The organism is Paracoccus sp. TOH (genome assembly GCF_030388245.1).
In the GTDB taxonomy this organism is placed as follows: Bacteria; Pseudomonadota; Alphaproteobacteria; order Rhodobacterales; family Rhodobacteraceae; genus Paracoccus; species Paracoccus simplex.
Genome location: NZ_CP098360.1, coordinates 293,932 through 310,253, shown reverse-complemented (window position 1 = coordinate 310,253; position 16,322 = coordinate 293,932). Strand labels below are relative to the sequence as shown.

The window sequence follows — 16,322 nt, the reverse complement described above, 5'->3', positions numbered from 1 at the left end:
GTCAGAGGGCGGGCTGGTTCGCAAGCCCGATCAGCATATCCAACACCAGCGCGGAAGGGTCAAGGTTGACCGCCCGCCCGGCGCGGGCCCGCGCCGAAAGCTCGGCCTGCGCCCCGGCCCAAAGCCGCGCGGCTGCGGGGCCGGGGGCGATGCGGCTCAGCACCTCGGCCTCGCCCTCGGCTGCCTCGGGCAGGGGGGCGCCCATCAGGCCGGTTCGGGCGGCGCGGGTCAGGAAGCGGTCGATCAGCGTCACCACCAGGTCGAACGGGTCGCCATCGGCGCTGGCCCGGCCCGCCGCCGTCTCGGCCAGCTGGGCGGCGGCGCGGCGGTCCATGCGGGGATATTCTGCGAAAAGCCCGATCAGGCGCTGATAGACCGCCAGCCCGTCCTGGCCGGCCAGCCGCAGCGCCTCGCCGACCGAGCCGCCGGACAGCGCCGCAAGCCGCGCCGCGTCCTGGTCAAGGCCCAGGCCCTGCAAGACCCCCGCCATGTCCTCGGGGCCCAGCGGGTGCAGCCGCAGCTCGCGGCAGCGCGAGCGGATGGTCGGCAGCAGCCGCGCCGGCTGATGCGCCACCAGCAGGATCGTCGCCGCCGGCGGCGGCTCCTCGAGCAGCTTCAGCAGCGCATTGGCGGCGGCCTGGTTCATTTCGTCGGCGGCGTCGATGATCGCGACGCGGCGTCCGCCCTCGGCCGCGCTCATATGGAAGAAACCCTGCAGCCTGCGGATCTCGTCCACGGTGATCTCGGCCCGCAGCCGCTGGGTCTTTTCGTCGACGGGCCGCCGGATCAGATGCAGCCGCGGCTCCGACAGCGCGCGGATGCGGCGCACCACCGGATCGTCGGTCGCGGTCGACAGGCCGGATTCCGCGCCGCCGCTCAGCAGCCATTTTGCGATGCTCCAGGCCAGCGTCGCCTTGCCGGTGCCGCGCGGGCCCGAGATCAGCCAGGCATGGTGCAGCCGATGCGCCTTGGCCGCGGCCAGGAAATCCGCGACGGCGGCGTCCTGGCCGATGATGCGCAGAGCCTCGCGCGGATGCGGGGCGCCGGGCACGCGGTCGGGCTCGGGCAGCGGCTCGTCGCTCATGCCAGCGCCGCCAGGACGCGGCCGGCGACCTCGTCCCCGCTGCCGCTGCCGTCGATCACGCGGATACGCGCCGGAAACTCGGCGGCGAGGGCGAGGAACCCGTCACGCAGCCGCCGCTGGAAGTCGAGACCGAGCGTCTCGAACCTATCCTCGACCCCGCCGCGGGCCTGGCCGCGCGTCAATGCGATCTCGGGGTCGATGTCGATGACGAAGGTCCGGTCCGTCTCGATGCCGATGGTCAGCCGGTGCAGCTCCTCGACCAGTTGGCGCAGATCGGCGCGGGCGAGGCCCTGGTAGACCCGGCTGGAATCGGCGAAGCGGTCGGTGACCACCCAGGCGCCGCGTGCCAATGCCGGCCGGATCAGCCGCTCGACATGGTCGCGCCGGGCGGCGGTGAACAGCAGAAGCTCGGTTTCGGGCGACCAGCGTTCGCTCCGGCCCTCGACGAGCAGGCGGCGGATCTCCTCGGCGCCCTCGCTGCCGCCGGGCTCGCGCGTCAGCACGGTTTCGGTACCGCGCGCGTTCAATGCCTGCGCCAGCCGGCGCGCCTGGGTGGACTTTCCCGATCCGTCGATGCCCTCGAAACTGATGAACATGGCCGCGCGGGTTCAGTTCCGTACCGACTGGATCGCGCGCTCGCCCAGGCGGAAGGCCGCGCTCTGGATCCGGCCGAAGACGCCGGTGCGGGCCACGTCGCTGGCGGCGAGCAGCGGCAGGCGCGACTGGCCGACGCCGGGAATGTCCACGATCAGCTCGCCCAGCTGGTCGCCCTTGGCGATCGGCGCCTCGATCGGGCCCCTGAAAACCGCCTCGGCCTTGACGCCCGCGTGCGAACCGGCCGGGATCAGCACCCGGACGCCGTCCCTGGTGGTCAGGCCGATGCGGCCCTTGTCGCCCAGCCAGACCGGCGCCTGGGTCACGATCTCGTCCTTGGGAATGATGGTGCGCATGGTGAACTGGCGATAGGCCCAGTTCACGATCCGCTCGGCCTCCTCGGCGCGGGCCTTTTCGCTGGGCAAGCCGGCGATGACGAAGACGATGCGCCGGTCGCCCTGCACCGCCGAGCCGACAAGGCCATAGCCTGCCTCTTGCGTGTGGCCGGTCTTCAGCCCGTCAGCCTTCCAGTCGCCGGTGCCCAGGCGCAGCAGCGGATTGCGGTTGTTCGCATTCGAGGGCACCCGGCCCTTGTAATTGTATTCGGTCAGCGCGAAATTCTTGTAAAGCTCGGGGAATTCGGTGATCAGCCGGGTGGCGAGCAGGCCGAGATCATGCATCGACATCCGGTGCTGCGGATCGGGCCAGCCCGAGGCGTTGGCGAAATGCGAATCCATCATGCCAAGCTGCCGGGCGCGGTCGTTCATCAGCCGCGCGAAGGCTTCCTCGGTGCCGGCCAGCCCTTCGGCCACCACCACGCAGGCATCGTTGCCGGAATTGATGATGATGCCGTGGATCAGCTCCTCGACGGCGGGGCGGTCGGCGGGCTCGACGAACATTTTCGAGCCGCCCATGTGCCAGGCCTTGGTCGAGACCGGAAAAGTCGTGTCCATTGCCACCCGGCCGTCGGCCAGCGCCTCGAACAGCATGTTCAGGGTCATCAGCTTGGACATCGAGGCGGGCGGCAGCGGCTCGTCGGCATTCTTCTCCATCAGCACGGTGCCGGTCGCCACGTCATAGACCCAAGCGGCGCGGGCATTGGTGTCGAATGCCTGCGCCGGCAGCGCCAGCACCATGATCAGAGCGAAGATGCGGAACGTCAGTGCGCGCATGGATTGTCCTTGACCTGTCGCGTTTGCGCCATGGTTAGCGCAGCGGGCCGGAACCCGCAACGCCGCAGGGCCGCCTGTGCCGGGCAAGTGAACGGCCGGCGCCGGTCTAGTAGCTGCGGATCAGCCCGACGAGCCGGCCCTGGATGCGCACCTTGTCCTCGGGCAGCACCCGGGTCTCGTAAGCCGGGTTCGCGGCCTCGAGCGCGATCATGCCGCCCTTGCGGCGATAGCGCTTCAGCGTCGCCTCGAAACCCTCGACCAGGGCGACGATGATGTCACCGTTCTCGGCCGTGTCCTGTTCGCGGATCACCACGACGTCGCCGTCGTTGATCCCGGCCTCGATCATCGAATCGCCGCGCACCTCCAGCGCGTAATGCCGGTCCTGGCCCGAGAGCATCGAACCCGGCACGGCGATGTGATGCGAAACCTCCGAGATCGCCTCGATCGGGACGCCGGCGGCGATGCGGCCCATGACCGGCAGTTCCACGGCGGAAACGGCGATTTCCATCGCGCCGCGCGGCAGCGGCGCCGGGCGTTCGGGCGCGTCGCCGTCGATCACCCGGGGCTGGAATCCGGGCCCCTTGCTGAGGCTGTCGGGCAGGCGGACGATTTCCAGCGCGCGGGCGCGATGCGGCAGGCGGCGGATGAATCCGCGTTCCTCAAGAGCGGTCACGAGGCGATGAATTCCCGATTTCGAGCGCAGGTCCAGCGCGATTTTCATTTCGTCGAACGAGGGCGGCACCCCGTCGCGAGCCATCCGCGCCTGAATGAATTCAAGAAGCTGGATCTGTTTCTTCGTCAGCATGCTCTGCCCCCGATCTGCTGCGGCCGCCATCATGTTCATCGAATGTTCTAGCGCGGCCGATCCCTTGCGTCAATCTTTATGGCGATTCGGGTAAATTTCCGGTTAACCGGCTAAAGCGGCAGATAGCTCATCCGCTCGCCGGCCTTGCGTGCCGGATCGCCGGCGGGGCGGATCAGCAGTGCATCGGCCTCGGCCAACACCCACAGCCGGGCGGAATCCTGGTCGGGGAAAGGCTCGATCCCGGGCAGGCCGTCGCCGGGCACAAGCCGGGCGCGCAGGTAGTGCTGCCGGTCGCCCTCGGGCGGCAGGTCGCGGGTCAGCACGGCCTGCAGGGGCTCGGGGCCCGGCGGCAGGCCCTGCATGGCGCGGATCAGCGGTTGCATGAAGAGTTTCGCGCAAACCGCGGCCGAGACCGGGTTTCCCGGCAGACCCAGCATGGCGGCCGGACCGATGCGGCCGGCCATCAGCGGCTTTCCGGGGCGCATGGCCAGCTTGTAGAAGGCGCGCTCCATGCCCAGTTCGGCCGAGACCTTGGCGATCAGGTCGTGGTCGCCCACCGAGGCGCCGCCGATGGTGACGATCAGGTCGCAGCCCTCGGCCTCGGCGAAGCGGTCGCGCAGGCTTTCCTCGGTGTCGCGGGCCAGCGGCAGGACCACCGGCTCGGCCCCCGCCTCGCGTGCGAGCGCGGCGATGGCGATGTCGTTCGAGCTGATGATCTGGCCCGGCGCCGGGTCCGAGCCGGGGCGCACCAGCTCGTCGCCGCCGGCCAGCACCGCGACGCGCGGCCGGCGTGCGACCGTCAGCCGCGGCACGTTCATCGCCGCGAGCAGCGCCAGATCGGCAGGACGCAGCGGGCGCGGCGGCTGAAAGGTCGAGCCTTCGGCGAAATCATTGCCTTTGCGGCGGATGTTCAGGTTGGACCCGACATCGGCGATACTGATCCGGTCGCCGTCGCGCGTGACGATCTCTTGCATCACCACGCGGTCGTAGCCGGCGGGCACCGGGGCGCCGGTGAAGATGCGGATGGCGCTGCCGGGCGGCGTTTCGCCCTCGTAAGGCACGCCGGCGGCCGCGGTGCCGATCACCGTCAGCGGGCCGGGCAGCTCGGCCGAGCGCAGCGCATAGCCGTCCATGGCCGCCGCGTCGAATGGCGGTTGCGTCAGCCGGGCGACACCCGGCGCGATCATGGCGCGGCCCAGCGCCTGATCCAGCGCCACCTGTTCCGGCTCGGGGGCGCGGGCAAGGGCCAGGACGCGGCTGCGGGCTTCTTCGACGCTGATCATTCTTCCCCCTCAGGGCGCGCGGAACGCGCCCGATTTGCCGCCGGTCTTGGAAAGCAGGCGGATGCCCTCGATCCGCATGTCCTTCTGCGCGGCCTTGAGCATGTCGTAGACGGTCAGGCAGGCGGTGGAAACGGCGGTCAGCGCCTCCATCTCCACCCCGGTCTTGCCGGCGGTCTTCACCGTGGCGGTGACGCGGATGCCGGGCAGCGCCGGGTCCGCCGCCAGATCGACCGAGACCCTGGTGATCGGCAGCGGGTGGCAGAGCGGGATCAGGTCCGCAGTGCGCTTGGCGCCCATGATGCCGGCCAGCCGCGCCACGCCCATCACGTCGCCCTTGGCCGCGCCGCCCTGCGCCAGCGCCAGGGTTTCGGGCGCCATGATGACCACGCCCTCGGCCACCGCCTCGCGCGCCGTCTCGGGCTTCTCGGACACATCGACCATATGCGCCTGGCCCTGGGCGTCGAAATGCGTCAGGCTCATGCCGCAAGGCCCAGGATCTGCCGGGTGGCGCCGGTCACGTCGGCTTGCCGCATCAGGCTTTCGCCGATCAGGAAGCGCCGGACCCCGGCCGCCGCCATGCGGTTCAGGTCGGCGGGGGTGAACAGCCCGCTTTCGCAGACCAGCTCGCGGTCGGCGGGCACATGCGGCGCCAGTTCCAGCGTTACGTCCAGGCTGACCTCGAAGGTCTTCAGGTTGCGGTTGTTCACCCCGATCAGCGGCGATTTCAGCCTGAGCGCGCGGTCCAGTTCGGCGCGGTCGTGGACCTCGACCAGCGCGTCCATGCCCCAATGGAAGGCCGCATCCTCGAGCTCGGCGGCCAGCGTGTCATCGACCGAGGCCATGATGATCAGGATGCAATCGGCCCCCCAGGCACGGGCCTCGGCCACCTGATAGGGGTCGTAAAGGAAATCCTTGCGCAGCGCCGGCAGGTCGCAGGCCTCGCGCGCGGCGGTCAGGAACTCGGGTGCGCCCTGGAAGCTGGGGGCGTCGGTCAGCACCGACAGGCAGGCGGCGCCGCCGGCCTGATAGGCGCGGGCCAGCGCCGGCGGGTCGAAATCCGGGCGGATCAGGCCCTTGGAGGGGCTGGCCTTCTTGATCTCGGCGATCAGCGCATGGCCGGTCGCCGCCTTGCCCTCCAGCGCGCGGGCAAAGCCGCGCGGGGCCGAGGCGGCGCGGGCCGCGGCCTCGATGTCCGACAGCGGCCGGGCGGCCCTGGCGGCGGCGATTTCTTCCAGCTTGTAGGCCTTGATGCGCTCGAGAATGTCCATGATGTCGGTTTACCCCGCGGCGGCGGTTTCGGAAAGGGCCCAGTCGATCGCCGGCTCGCCCCGCGCCCGCAACCAGTCGTTCACCCGGCTGAACGGGCGCGAGCCGAAGAAGCCGCGCCGCGCCGACAAGGGCGAGGGATGCGCGCTTTCGATCACCAGATCCTGCGGCCGCGGCAGCCCGGCCAGCGCCTTCTGCGCCTGGGCGCCCCAAAGCACGAAGGCCAGCGGCCCTTCGGCCTGCGCCCGCGCGACGGTTTGTCGCGCCAGCCGGTCCCAGCCCCATTTCGCATGCGCCCCGGCCTGTCCGGGCAGCACGGAAAGCGAGGTGTTGAGCAGCAGCGCCCCCTGCCGCGCCCAATGGCTCAGGTCGCCGTTCGGGGGGGCGGCGCCGATGTCGTCGCGCATCTCGGCATAGATGTTTCGCAGCGAGCGCGGCAGCGCGGTTTCCGGCGTGACCGAAAAGGCCAGCCCGTTGGCATGGCCGGGCGTCGGATAGGGGTCCTGACCCAGGATCACCACCCGCACCCGCTCGGGCGGGGTCAGTTCCAGCGCGGCGAAGACGCGGCCGGGGCCGGGCAGCCAGTCGCCGCCGCGCAGCCGGGCGGCGATGGCCGGCCAGTCCTGGCGAAAGAACGGCAGCTCGGCCCAGGCGCCGGGGATGCGGGGTTCAGCCATCGGCATCCGGGGCGCCGACCCGGGCCGCCAGCGCGGCCAGCTTGGCCTTGGCCTTGCCGCTGTCGATGGCGTCGCGGGCGATCTCGGCCCCCTCGCGCAGATCGGCGGCTTTGCCGGCGATCAGCAGCGCCGCGGCGGCGTTCAGCAGCACCGCGTCGCGATAGGCGCCCGGCGCACCGTCCAGCAGCGCCCGCAGCGCCGCGGCGTTCTGCGCCGGGTCGCCGCCCAGGATCGCCTCGAACCGGTGCACCGGCAGGCCGGCATCCTCGGGCGCGATCTGGAACTCGGTGATCTCGCCGTCCTTCAGTTGCGCCACCCAGGTCGGCCCGGCGATCGAGATCTCGTCGGTGCCGTCGCCGCCATGCACCAGCCAGGCCGCCTCGCTGCCCAGCTCGCGCAGGGTCTCGGCCATCGGGCGGTTCCAGACCCGGTCGAAGGTGCCGGTCAGCTGCCGCCGCACCCCGCCGGGATTGGTCATCGGCCCCAGCAGGTTGAAGATCGTCCGGGTGCCCAGTTCCGCCCGCGCCGGGCCGACATGGCGCATGGCCGGGTGATGCACCGGCGCCATCATGAAGCAGATGCCGGTGGCGGCCAGCGCCCGCTCGGCGATCTCGGGGGTGGACATGACGTTCAGCCCCAGATGGGTCAGCGCGTCGGCCGAGCCCGACTTGGACGACAGGTTGCGGTTGCCGTGCTTGGCGACCGGCACGCCGGCGCCGGCGACCACGAAGGCCGTGGCGGTCGAGATGTTCAGCGTGCCCTTGCCGTCGCCGCCGGTGCCGACGATGTCCATGGCGCCCGCCGGCGCCTGGATGCGGTTCATCCGCGCCCGCATGGCGCGGGTGGCGGCGGCCATCTCCTCGACGGTCTCGCCGCGCACGCGCATGGCCATCAGCAGCCCGCCGATCTGGGCGGGGGTGGCGGCGCCCTCGAACAGCGCGCCGAAGGCCGCCTCGGCCTCGGTCCCGGTCAGCGGCCGGCTGGCGGCCAGGCCGATCAGCGGCCGGATGTCGGTGGCGGCGGCGCTCATGCGGCGGCGCCCAGGTTCTGGCAGCGGCGCAGGAAATTGCGGATCATGTCATGGCCGTATTCCGAGGCGATGCTTTCGGGGTGGAACTGCACGCCCTCGACCGGCAGCGTGCGATGCACCAGCCCCATGATGGTGCCGTCGGCGGCGGTGGCGGTGACGCGCAGGCAGTCGGGCAGGCTTTCCGGCTCGACCGTCAGCGAGTGATAGCGCGTCGCGGTCAGCGGCGAGGGCAGGCCGGCAAAGACCCCGCTGCCGTCATGGCTGATGGCGTCGGTCTTGCCATGCACGATGCGCGCGGCGCGCACCACCTTGCCGCCGAAAGCCTCGCCGATGGCCTGATGGCCCAGGCAGACGCCCAGCAGCGGCAGGCCGCGGTCCGAAGCGGCGCGGATCAGCGGCACGATGATCCCGGCTTGGGCCGGGTCGCAGGGCCCGGGCGAGATCACGATGCCCTGCGCGCCCATGTCCAGCGCCTCCTCGACCGTCAGCATGTCGTTGCGGCGCACGACCACATCCGCCCCGGCCTCGCCCATGTAATGCACCAGGTTCCAGGTGAAGCTGTCGTAATTGTCGATGAGCAGGATCATGGCGGGCGCCTTGCATTGGGGGGTGAACCCCGGGAAATCTGCGGCTATAGATGGGCTAAAGCCTTGCGGCGGGTCAAGACCGCGGGCAAGAAAAACCGGCGTGAAAGCCAAGGGCGGGACGGTCGAGGCATGGCGAGGGGATTTGCGGCAGGTCTGGTTCATGGCGCGCTGATCTGCGGGCTGGGGCTTGCGGCGCTGTCGCTGGCCCTGCCGCAGCCGCCGCGCCCGGCCGCGCTGCCCGCCACCGACCGGGGCGGGGACGCGAAACCGCCGGTTGCGCCGCAAAAGCCCCCGGAATCGGCCGCCGCCACGCCCGCCGTCACGCCCGCCGCCGAACCGCCGGCAGACCAGGTGGCGAAGCCTGCGGAACCGGCCGCCCGGCCGGGCCCGGTCGGACCCGCCGAACCGCCGGCAACCACCGCGCTCTCGGTGCCGGCCGAATCCGAATTTGCCCGCGGCACCGACATGCAGCCGCAGCGCCCCGCGCCGCTGGCCGCCGAGCCGCCGGCGCGGGCCGCCGCCCCCGCCGCCCCGCCGCCCGCCGGCGAGGCCGCGCCGACCCGGGCCGATGCCGCCGACAGCCGGCCCGAAACCCCGGCCGAGGCCCCCAGCGCCCCCGAGATGGCCCCGCCCGAGGCCGGCCCCGCCGATCTGCCCGACCCGGCGGCCGAGGCGCCGATCCCGGTGCCGCCGCCCGGCAGGGTGGTGGTGCCCAGCCTCGACCGGGTGCCCGAGCGGGCGCTGCCCGCCGCTGCCCCGACGGCCGCCGGCCCGCCGGAGCCGCCGGCCGAGGCTGCCCCGGCCGAGCCGGGCCCGAAGGCAGCCGCCGCCCCGCCGCCCGCCGCCGGCTCGGGCTTCGACCTGTCCACGCCGCCGGATTTCGGCGGATTGCGCCTCACCGACTGAGACCTGCCCATGCTGCCGCTCAACCCCGCCCTGGCCGCCACCTTCCGCCCGCCGGTGATGGAGGCCCGCCGCTGGCTGGAAGGGCTGACCTTCCCGCCCGAGCGGCCGCTGATCAATCTCAGCCAGGCCGCGCCGGTCGAGCCGCCGCCCGAGGCCCTGCGCCGCGCCATGGCCGAGGCGGCGCTGCAGCGGCCCGACGCGCATCTCTACGGTCCGGTGCTGGGCCGCCCCGACCTGCGCGAGGCGGTGGCCCGCGACTGGAGCCGCGCCTATGCCGGCACCATCCGCGCCGATGAGGTCGCGATCACCCAGGGCTGCAACCAGGCGTTCTGCGCCGCCATCCAGACGCTGGCCCGGGCAGGGGACGAGGTGATCCTGCCCACGCCCTGGTATTTCAACCACAAGATGTGGCTCGACATGCAGGGCATCCGCGCCGTGCCGCTGCGCTGCGGTCCGGGCATGCTGCCTGACGCGGCCGAGGCCGCCCGGCTGGTCTCGGACCGGTCGCGCGCCATCGTGCTGGTCAGCCCCAACAACCCCTCGGGCGCGGAATACCCGGCCGAACTGCTGCGCGGCTTCTTCGATCTGGCGCGGTCGCGCGGGTTGGCGCTGGTCCTCGACGAGACCTATCGCGATTTCGACGCGCGCGAAGGTGCGCCGCACGACCTGTTCGCCGATCCCGACTGGGGCGACACGCTGATCCATCTCTACAGTTTCTCGAAAGCCTATCGGCTGACCGGGCATCGCGTCGGCGCGCTGATCGCCAGTCCCGCCCGCATGGCCGAGGTCGAAAAGTTCCTCGACACCGTCGCCATCTGCGCCGGCCAGCTCGGCCAGATCGGCGCCGCCTGGGGCATGGCGAATCTGCGCGACTGGCTGGCCGGCGAGCGGGCCGAGATCCTGGCCCGCCGCCGCGCCATGGCCCAGGGCATGGCGGCGCTGCCGGGCTGGCGCGTCAAGGGTTGCGGCGCCTATTTCGCCTGGGTCGAACATCCCTTCGCCATGCCCGCGCCAGAGCTGGCGCAACGCCTGCTGCGTCAGGCGGGGGTGCTGCTGCTGCCCGGCAGCATGTTCATGCCCGCGGACGATCCCGAGGCCGCGCGCCACCTGCGCATCGCCTTCGCCAATGCCGACCGCGACGGCATCGCGGCGCTGATGCGGCGGCTGGAGGCCTTCCGGCCCTGATGGCGCCAACCGGATCGTGAAGCGCAGCAGGCGGCGGCACGGGCACCGCGGCCCTTGCCGCCGGGCCCTTGGCGCCCTAAAGACTTGCGCTGACTGACAAGAACAAGTGGCGGGGCACGGCATCATCATGCGCGGCAAGGGCAAATCGACGATCGTCTGGTTGCTTATGGGGATGCTGGTCCTGGGATTGGGCGGCTTCGGCGTCACCAATTTCTCGGGCGGCTCGGCCGATATCGGCTCGGTGGGCGAGGTCGGGATCTCGTCGCAGGACTATGCCCGCACCCTGCGCGCCGAGATGCAGGACTTCGCCGCCCGCACCGGCCGGCAGGTCAACGCGGCCGAGGCCAAGGCTCTCGGCATCGACCAGGCGGCGCTGGCCCGGCTCTATACCGGCGCCGCGCTCGAGGCCGAGGCGAACCGGCTGGGGATCTCGGTCGGCGACCAGGCGGTGGCCAAGCAGATCACCGGCTCGCCGGCCTTCCGCGGCATGAACGGCCAGTTCGACCGCAGCCTCTATGCCGACACCCTGCGCCGCGAAGGCATCCGCGAGGCCGAGTTCGAGCACGACCTGCGCATGGACGAGGCGCGGCTGATCCTGCAGCAGGCGGCGCTGGCCGGGGTCAGCGCGCCGCAGGCCGTCACCGCGCTGACCCAGGGCTGGCTGCTGGAGACCCGCGACATCCGCTGGCGCGAGCTGAAGCCCGAGGATCTGCCCGAGCCGATCGCCACCCCGGACGACGCGACGCTGGAAGCCTGGCACAAGGCCAATGCCGACCGCTTCACCGCGCCCGAGACCCGCAAGATCACCTATATCTGGCTGATCCCCGAGATGCTGGAGAAGGAGGTCGAGGTGGACGAGCAGGCGCTGCGCGACCTCTACCAGGACCGCATCGACGAGTTCCAGCAGCCCGAGCGCCGCATGGTCGAGCGGCTGGTCTTCCCGACCATGGCCGCCGCCGAGGAAGCCAAGGCCCGCATCGAGGGCGGCGAGATCACCTTCGAGCAGCTGGCCGCCGCGCGCGGCCTGACGCTGAACGACATCGACCTGGGCGAGGTCAGCCAGGCCGACCTGGGTGCCGCCGGCGAGGCGGTCTTCGCGCTGGACGAGCCCGGCGTGGCCGGCCCGGCCAGCTCGGAGCTGGGGCCGGCGCTGTTCTCGATGAACGCGATCCTCGATCCGGTCGACATCCCCTTCGAGCAGGCCAAGGACGAGCTGCGCGTCGAGGCCGCGGTGGACCGCGCCCGCCGGGTGATCGAGGACCAGTCGGCCGAATTCTCGGACATGCTGGCCGGCGGCGCCACGCTCGAGGACATGGCCAAGGAAACCCCGATGAAGCTGGGCCAGATCGACTGGAGCGCCGGGGCCGAGGCCGATCCGAACGGCATCGACGCCTATCCGGTCTTCCGCCAGAAGGCCGCCGAGATCGGCGAGAAGGACTTCCCCGAACTGCTGGAACTGGACGATGGCGGCGTCTTCGCCCTGCGCCTCGACGGCATCCAGCCGCCGGCGCTGATCCCCTTCGCCGAGGTGAAGGACCGCGTGGCCGAGGACTGGAGCCGGAACGAGACCCATCGCCAGCTTCTGGCCCTGGCCGAGGAGCGCAAGGTCCAGGCCGAGGCGGCCGCCGAGCCCGCCCCGGCGGCGGCGACCGCGCCGGTGGCCCAGGCCGTCGGCGCCGCCGCCGGCAATGCCGCCGTCACCCCGCCGCAGGCGCCGCCCACCGCCCCCGCGACCGACCCGGCGACCGGCCCCGATGCCGGCACCGCCGTCACCGACCTGGCGCGCGGCGGCTTCATCAGCGACGCCCCGCAGGATCTGGTCAGCCAGGCCTTCGAGATCGCCAGGGAAGGCGATGCCGAGGTGGTCGATGCCGAGAACCGGGTGTTCCTGGTCACGCTCGACAAGATCCATCCTGCCGTGACCGAGGGCGACGAGGCCGAGCAGGTGCGCGAGGGCATCGCCAACCGGCTGGCGGATTCGCTGCGCCAGGACGTGTTCGACTATTTCGCCCGCGCGCTGCAGGCCCAGGGCGGCGTCACCCTGAACCAGACCGCCGTGGATGCGGTGAACGCGCAGGTCCAGTGATGGAGATCACCCCCGAATATGCCGCGTTCGAGCGCGGCTGGGCGCAGGGCCGCAACCAGTTGCTGACCATCCGCCTGGCCGCCGACCTCGACACGCCGGTCAGCCTGATGCTGAAGCTGGCCGAGGCGGCGCCGAATTCCTTCATGCTGGAATCCGTCACCGGCGGCGAGGTGCGCGGCCGCTATTCCTTCGTCGGCATGAAGCCGGACCTGATCTGGGAATGCCGGGACGGCAAGGCGCGCATCAACCGCAACGCCCGCTATTCGGACGAATACGCGGAAGACGACCGCCCGGCGCTGGACAGCCTGCGCGCCCTGATCGCCGAAAGCCGCATCGACATGCCCGACGGCGTGCCGGCCGGCGCGGCGGGGCTGTTCGGCTATCTGGGCTATGACATGATCCGGCTGGTCGAGCGGCTGCCCGACGTGAACCCCGACCCCCTTGGCCTGCCCGACGCGATGATGATGCGCCCCTCGGTCGTGGCGGTGCTGGACGGCGTCAAGGGCGAGGTGGCGCTTTGCGCCCCCGCCTGGCACGACGCGGCCACGCCGGCCCGCGCCGCCTATGCCCAGGCGGCCGAGCGGCTGATGGAGGCGCTGCGCTCGCTCGATCGCCAGCCCAGCGAGCCGCGCGCCCTGGGCCACGACCTGAAGATCGGCGAATTGCGCAGCAATTTCAGCAAGGAAGCCTATCTGGCCGCGGTGGAAAAGGCCAAGGACTACATCCGCGCCGGCGACATCTTCCAGGTGGTGCCCTCGCAACGCTGGGCGATGGATTTCCCGCTGCCGCCCTTCGCGCTCTACCGCAGCTTGCGGCGCACCAATCCGTCGCCCTTCATGTTCTTCCTGAATTTCGGCGGCTTCCAGATCGTCGGCGCCTCGCCCGAGATCCTGGTGCGGCTGCGCGAGGGCCAGGTCACCGTCCGCCCCATCGCCGGCACCCGGCCGCGCGGCGCCACGCCCGAGGAGGACCGGGCGCTGGAAGCCGACCTGCTGGCCGACCAGAAGGAACTGGCCGAGCATCTGATGCTCTTGGACCTGGGCCGCAACGATGTCGGCCGGGTCGCCAAGATGGGCACCGTCACCCCGACCGAGCAGTTCATCGTCGAGCGTTACAGCCATGTCATGCACATCGTCTCGAACGTGGTGGGCGAGCTGCGCGCGGGCGAGGACGCGCTGTCGGCGCTGCTGGCGGGGATGCCGGCCGGCACCGTCTCGGGGGCGCCCAAGGTCCGGGCGATGCAGATCATCGACGAGCTCGAGCCCGAGAAGCGCGGCGTCTATGCCGGCGGCGTCGGCTATTTCGCCGCCAATGGCGAAATGGACATGTGCATCGCCCTGCGCACCGGGGTGATCAAGGACGGCCAGCTTTACATCCAGGCCGGCGGCGGCGTGGTCTATGACAGCGACCCCGAGGCCGAGTTCATGGAAACGGTGAACAAGAGCCGCGCCCTGCGCCGCGCCGCCGAGGAAGCGGCGCGTTTCGTGCGCGGGAACGGCTAGGCGCGGCAGGACAGGCCGGGCGGTGCAGGCCGGCGGGACAGGGCTGCCATCCTGTGCTATGCCGGCCTTGGCCACCATGGTCGGGAGCATGCGGGAATGACGATCACCAAGCAGGACGAGCTGGACGGCCTGAAGGCCGTCGGCCGGATCGTCGCCAATACGATGCAGGCCATGGCCAGGGCGATGGAGCCCGGCATGACCACCCGCGAGCTGGACGAGATCGGCCGCGCCATGCTCGAGGCCGAGGGCGCGGTTTCCGCGCCGCGCTCGACCTACGGCTTCCCCGGCACCACCTGCATCAGCGTGAACGAGGAAGTCGCCCATGGCATTCCGGGCGAACGCCGGATCGAGGCCGGAGATCTGGTCAATATCGACGTGTCAGCCTCGAAGGACGGCTATTTCGCCGATACCGGGGCGACATTCCGCGTCGCGCCCACGCCGCCGGCGCTGGACCGGCTTTGCCGCGACGGCCGGCGGGCCATGCAGATCGGCATCGCGCAGGTCGGCAGCGGCAAGCCGCTGGCGGGGATCGGCAAGGCCATCGGGCATTTCGCCGCCGGTCGCGGCTACACGCTGATCCGCAACCTGGCCAGCCACGGCATCGGCCGGGCGTTGCACGAAGACCCGGGCGAGATCGCCACCTGGCCCACCCGGGGCGACCGGCGGCGGATCGGCAAGGGGCTGGTGCTGACCGTCGAACCCTTCCTGTCCATGGGCGGGATGTGGGCGACCGACGGCGCGGACGGCTGGACGCTCTATAGCGAGCCGCGCGCCGCCGTGGTGCAATACGAGCATACGGTGGTGGCGACCGACCGCGGCGCGATCATCGTCACCCAACCGGGATGAAGCCGGTTGCCCTCCGGCGCCGCTGTTCCCGTCTCCGTCTCCGTTCCCGTCCCCGTCCCCGTCTCGGTCCCCCGCGTCCCGTCCCGCCGTCCCGCCGTCCCGCCGTCTCCGTCGCCGCCCCGGACCTTGACGCGGGGGCGGGGCGGCATTGCGGCCCCAAGCCGGAAAAGACTCCCTGCGGGTTCTGCGGTGCACGCCCCGTGTACGCGCGGTGTACGGGCGCTGCACGCCGGTCACAGCGGAAATCCCAGCAAATGCTGGGATTTTCCGCTTGCGTCCCGCCGCGCGGCAGCGCGCAACGCACGCTGCCGTTGCGCGCCTAGCCGGCCTTGCCGCGCCATTCGCGCCAGGTCAGCCAGATCACCACCGCGTCCAGGGCCGAAAGCGCCAGCAGGGTGGGCGCCTGCGTATGCGTCCAGCGGTGCATCTGCATCGCGATGAAGCCGGAAAAGACCGCGATCCCCAGCGGATAGGCGAAGGCCACCCGCCGCATCAGCAGGGCCACGATCACCAGCTTGATCGCGCCGTGCCCGAGCAGGTAGAGCGCATAGAAATGCTGGCTCGTCGCCGAGAACTCGGCCAGCGCCGCCGCCACGCGGCCATAGACCGGGCTGCGATGGCCCTCGATCAGCTCGTTGCGGGTCAGCCATGCGGTGAAATCGGCAAGGCGCCGGTGCGGCAGCCACCACAAGCCGGCGCCGGCCATGACCTCGAACAGCGCGAAGGTCGCCTTCAGCAGCAGGGTCGACTCGAACAGCCAGTGCAGCGGTCCGTGCTTCCCCTTGATATGCTTCATCAATCCTCGCCGCGATAGGGCTGGACGTATTGCAGCGCCATGTCCCAGGGAAAGAAGATCCAGGTGTCCTGGCTGACCTCGGTGACATAGGTCTGCACCATCGGCCGGCCCTTGGGCTTGGCATAGACGGTGGCGAAATGCGCCTTGGGATACATGGTCCGCACATGCTCCAGCGTGCGCCCGGAATCGACCAGGTCGTCCACCACCAGGATGCCGTCGCCGTCCTGCATCACCGCCGGGTCGGGGGCCTTCAGCACCTTGACCTCGCCGCGCTCCTGCCCGCCCTTGCCGCGATAGGATTTGACCGAGATCGTGTCGATGACGCGGATGTCCAGCTCGCGGGCGACGATCATCGCCGGCACCAGCCCGCCCCGGGTGATGGCCAGGATCGCCCGCCATTCGCGGTCTTCCAGGCGCCAGGCAAGCGCGCGGGAATCGCGATGGATCTGATCCCAACTGATGTGGAATCCGCGTTCATGGGGCAGGCGATCGTTCATGCTGGC

Annotated in this window: 17 protein-coding genes; 5 read left to right on the top strand and 12 right to left on the bottom strand. The window is 71.2% G+C overall.

Annotated features, from left to right (window positions below; genetic code table 11):
- Position 1 precedes the first annotated feature (1 nt).
- From NBE95_RS01485 to NBE95_RS01440, 10 genes are all read right to left on the bottom strand, one after another.
- Complete coding sequence (locus NBE95_RS01485; RefSeq protein WP_289894138.1) at positions 2–1,084, bottom strand: DNA polymerase III subunit delta'; 1,083 nt, start codon at positions 1,082–1,084, stop codon at positions 2–4.
- Positions 1,081–1,680: a dTMP kinase gene (tmk, locus tag NBE95_RS01480; RefSeq protein ID WP_289894137.1), complete on the bottom strand. Its 600-nt coding sequence runs from the start codon at positions 1,678–1,680 to the stop codon at positions 1,081–1,083. Before tmk ends, NBE95_RS01485 begins: the two co-directional genes overlap by 4 nt.
- A 12-nt stretch (positions 1,681–1,692) precedes the next feature.
- The gene (locus tag NBE95_RS01475; RefSeq protein ID WP_289894136.1) at positions 1,693–2,850 is read right to left on the bottom strand and encodes a D-alanyl-D-alanine carboxypeptidase family protein; all 1,158 of its coding nucleotides are present in this window, start codon (positions 2,848–2,850) and stop codon (positions 1,693–1,695) included.
- Between the two features lie 106 nt (positions 2,851–2,956).
- Positions 2,957–3,655, bottom strand: coding sequence for a transcriptional repressor LexA (gene lexA, locus NBE95_RS01470; protein WP_289894135.1), 699 nt, complete (start codon positions 3,653–3,655; stop codon positions 2,957–2,959).
- Positions 3,656–3,765: 110 nt separating this feature from the next.
- Entirely contained in the window at positions 3,766–4,938 is a 1,173-nt protein-coding gene (gene glp, locus NBE95_RS01465) for a gephyrin-like molybdotransferase Glp (RefSeq protein WP_289894134.1), read from the bottom strand.
- A 9-nt stretch (positions 4,939–4,947) separates the two neighbouring features.
- Positions 4,948–5,418 carry a cyclic pyranopterin monophosphate synthase MoaC gene (moaC, locus tag NBE95_RS01460; RefSeq protein WP_289894133.1) on the bottom strand — a complete coding sequence of 157 codons (471 nt, stop codon included), beginning with the start codon at positions 5,416–5,418 and terminating at the stop codon, positions 4,948–4,950.
- Positions 5,415–6,206: an indole-3-glycerol phosphate synthase TrpC gene (trpC, locus tag NBE95_RS01455; RefSeq protein ID WP_289894132.1), complete on the bottom strand. Its 792-nt coding sequence runs from the start codon at positions 6,204–6,206 to the stop codon at positions 5,415–5,417. Before trpC ends, moaC begins: the two co-directional genes overlap by 4 nt.
- Positions 6,207–6,215: 9 nt before the next feature.
- Positions 6,216–6,881 (bottom strand): uracil-DNA glycosylase, encoded by a 666-nt coding sequence (locus tag NBE95_RS01450; protein ID WP_289894131.1) that lies wholly within the window; start codon positions 6,879–6,881, stop codon positions 6,216–6,218.
- Positions 6,874–7,911 carry an anthranilate phosphoribosyltransferase gene (gene trpD / locus NBE95_RS01445; RefSeq protein ID WP_289894130.1) on the bottom strand — a complete coding sequence of 346 codons (1,038 nt, stop codon included), beginning with the start codon at positions 7,909–7,911 and terminating at the stop codon, positions 6,874–6,876. The genes NBE95_RS01450 and trpD overlap by 8 nt, the downstream gene beginning before the upstream one ends.
- Positions 7,908–8,498: an aminodeoxychorismate/anthranilate synthase component II gene (locus NBE95_RS01440; RefSeq protein ID WP_289894129.1), complete on the bottom strand. Its 591-nt coding sequence runs from the start codon at positions 8,496–8,498 to the stop codon at positions 7,908–7,910. Before NBE95_RS01440 ends, trpD begins: the two co-directional genes overlap by 4 nt.
- 129 nt (positions 8,499–8,627) lie before the next feature.
- On the opposite strand from NBE95_RS01440, the gene NBE95_RS01435 reads away from it, so the two are divergent.
- The 5 genes from NBE95_RS01435 (at position 8,628) to map (ending at position 15,023) form a co-directional block, all read left to right on the top strand.
- Positions 8,628–9,404, top strand: a complete 777-nt coding sequence (locus tag NBE95_RS01435; protein ID WP_289894128.1) for a hypothetical protein — start codon at positions 8,628–8,630, stop codon at positions 9,402–9,404.
- Between the two features lie 9 nt (positions 9,405–9,413).
- Positions 9,414–10,589, top strand: a complete 1,176-nt coding sequence (locus tag NBE95_RS01430) for an aminotransferase (protein WP_289894127.1) — start codon at positions 9,414–9,416, stop codon at positions 10,587–10,589.
- Positions 10,590–10,695: 106 nt separating this feature from the next.
- The gene (locus tag NBE95_RS01425) at positions 10,696–12,675 is read left to right on the top strand and encodes a peptidylprolyl isomerase (RefSeq protein ID WP_289894126.1); all 1,980 of its coding nucleotides are present in this window, start codon (positions 10,696–10,698) and stop codon (positions 12,673–12,675) included.
- Positions 12,675–14,177 (top strand): anthranilate synthase component I, encoded by a 1,503-nt coding sequence (gene trpE, locus NBE95_RS01420; protein ID WP_289894125.1) that lies wholly within the window; start codon positions 12,675–12,677, stop codon positions 14,175–14,177. Before NBE95_RS01425 ends, trpE begins: the two co-directional genes overlap by 1 nt.
- Before the next feature lie 96 nt (positions 14,178–14,273).
- Complete coding sequence (gene map, locus NBE95_RS01415; RefSeq protein WP_289894124.1) at positions 14,274–15,023, top strand: type I methionyl aminopeptidase; 750 nt, start codon at positions 14,274–14,276, stop codon at positions 15,021–15,023.
- A gap of 319 nt (positions 15,024–15,342) precedes the next feature.
- On the opposite strand, the gene NBE95_RS01410 is transcribed toward map, so the two are convergent.
- On the bottom strand, positions 15,343–15,819 hold the full coding sequence (locus tag NBE95_RS01410) for a DUF2127 domain-containing protein (RefSeq protein WP_289894123.1): 477 nt from the start codon (positions 15,817–15,819) through the stop codon (positions 15,343–15,345).
- Positions 15,819–16,316: a xanthine phosphoribosyltransferase gene (gene gpt, locus NBE95_RS01405; protein WP_019352165.1), complete on the bottom strand. Its 498-nt coding sequence runs from the start codon at positions 16,314–16,316 to the stop codon at positions 15,819–15,821. Before gpt ends, NBE95_RS01410 begins: the two co-directional genes overlap by 1 nt.
- Positions 16,317–16,322: the final 6 nt, after the last annotated feature.

Coding starts and splice junctions, on each gene's coding strand:
- NBE95_RS01440 (WP_289894129.1), bottom strand. CDS start 8,498: ATGATCCTGCTCATCGACAATTACGACAGCTTCACCTGGAACCTGGTG.
- trpD (WP_289894130.1), bottom strand. CDS start 7,911: ATGAGCGCCGCCGCCACCGACATCCGGCCGCTGATCGGCCTGGCCGCC.
- NBE95_RS01450 (WP_289894131.1), bottom strand. CDS start 6,881: ATGGCTGAACCCCGCATCCCCGGCGCCTGGGCCGAGCTGCCGTTCTTT.
- map (WP_289894124.1), top strand. CDS start 14,274: ATGACGATCACCAAGCAGGACGAGCTGGACGGCCTGAAGGCCGTCGGC.
- glp (WP_289894134.1), bottom strand. CDS start 4,938: ATGATCAGCGTCGAAGAAGCCCGCAGCCGCGTCCTGGCCCTTGCCCGC.
- gpt (WP_019352165.1), bottom strand. CDS start 16,316: ATGAACGATCGCCTGCCCCATGAACGCGGATTCCACATCAGTTGGGAT.
- lexA (WP_289894135.1), bottom strand. CDS start 3,655: ATGCTGACGAAGAAACAGATCCAGCTTCTTGAATTCATTCAGGCGCGG.
- trpE (WP_289894125.1), top strand. CDS start 12,675: ATGGAGATCACCCCCGAATATGCCGCGTTCGAGCGCGGCTGGGCGCAG.
- trpC (WP_289894132.1), bottom strand. CDS start 6,206: ATGGACATTCTCGAGCGCATCAAGGCCTACAAGCTGGAAGAAATCGCC.
- moaC (WP_289894133.1), bottom strand. CDS start 5,418: ATGAGCCTGACGCATTTCGACGCCCAGGGCCAGGCGCATATGGTCGAT.
- tmk (WP_289894137.1), bottom strand. CDS start 1,680: ATGTTCATCAGTTTCGAGGGCATCGACGGATCGGGAAAGTCCACCCAG.
- NBE95_RS01475 (WP_289894136.1), bottom strand. CDS start 2,850: ATGCGCGCACTGACGTTCCGCATCTTCGCTCTGATCATGGTGCTGGCG.
- NBE95_RS01430 (WP_289894127.1), top strand. CDS start 9,414: ATGCTGCCGCTCAACCCCGCCCTGGCCGCCACCTTCCGCCCGCCGGTG.
- NBE95_RS01410 (WP_289894123.1), bottom strand. CDS start 15,819: ATGAAGCATATCAAGGGGAAGCACGGACCGCTGCACTGGCTGTTCGAG.
- NBE95_RS01435 (WP_289894128.1), top strand. CDS start 8,628: ATGGCGAGGGGATTTGCGGCAGGTCTGGTTCATGGCGCGCTGATCTGC.
- NBE95_RS01485 (WP_289894138.1), bottom strand. CDS start 1,084: ATGAGCGACGAGCCGCTGCCCGAGCCCGACCGCGTGCCCGGCGCCCCG.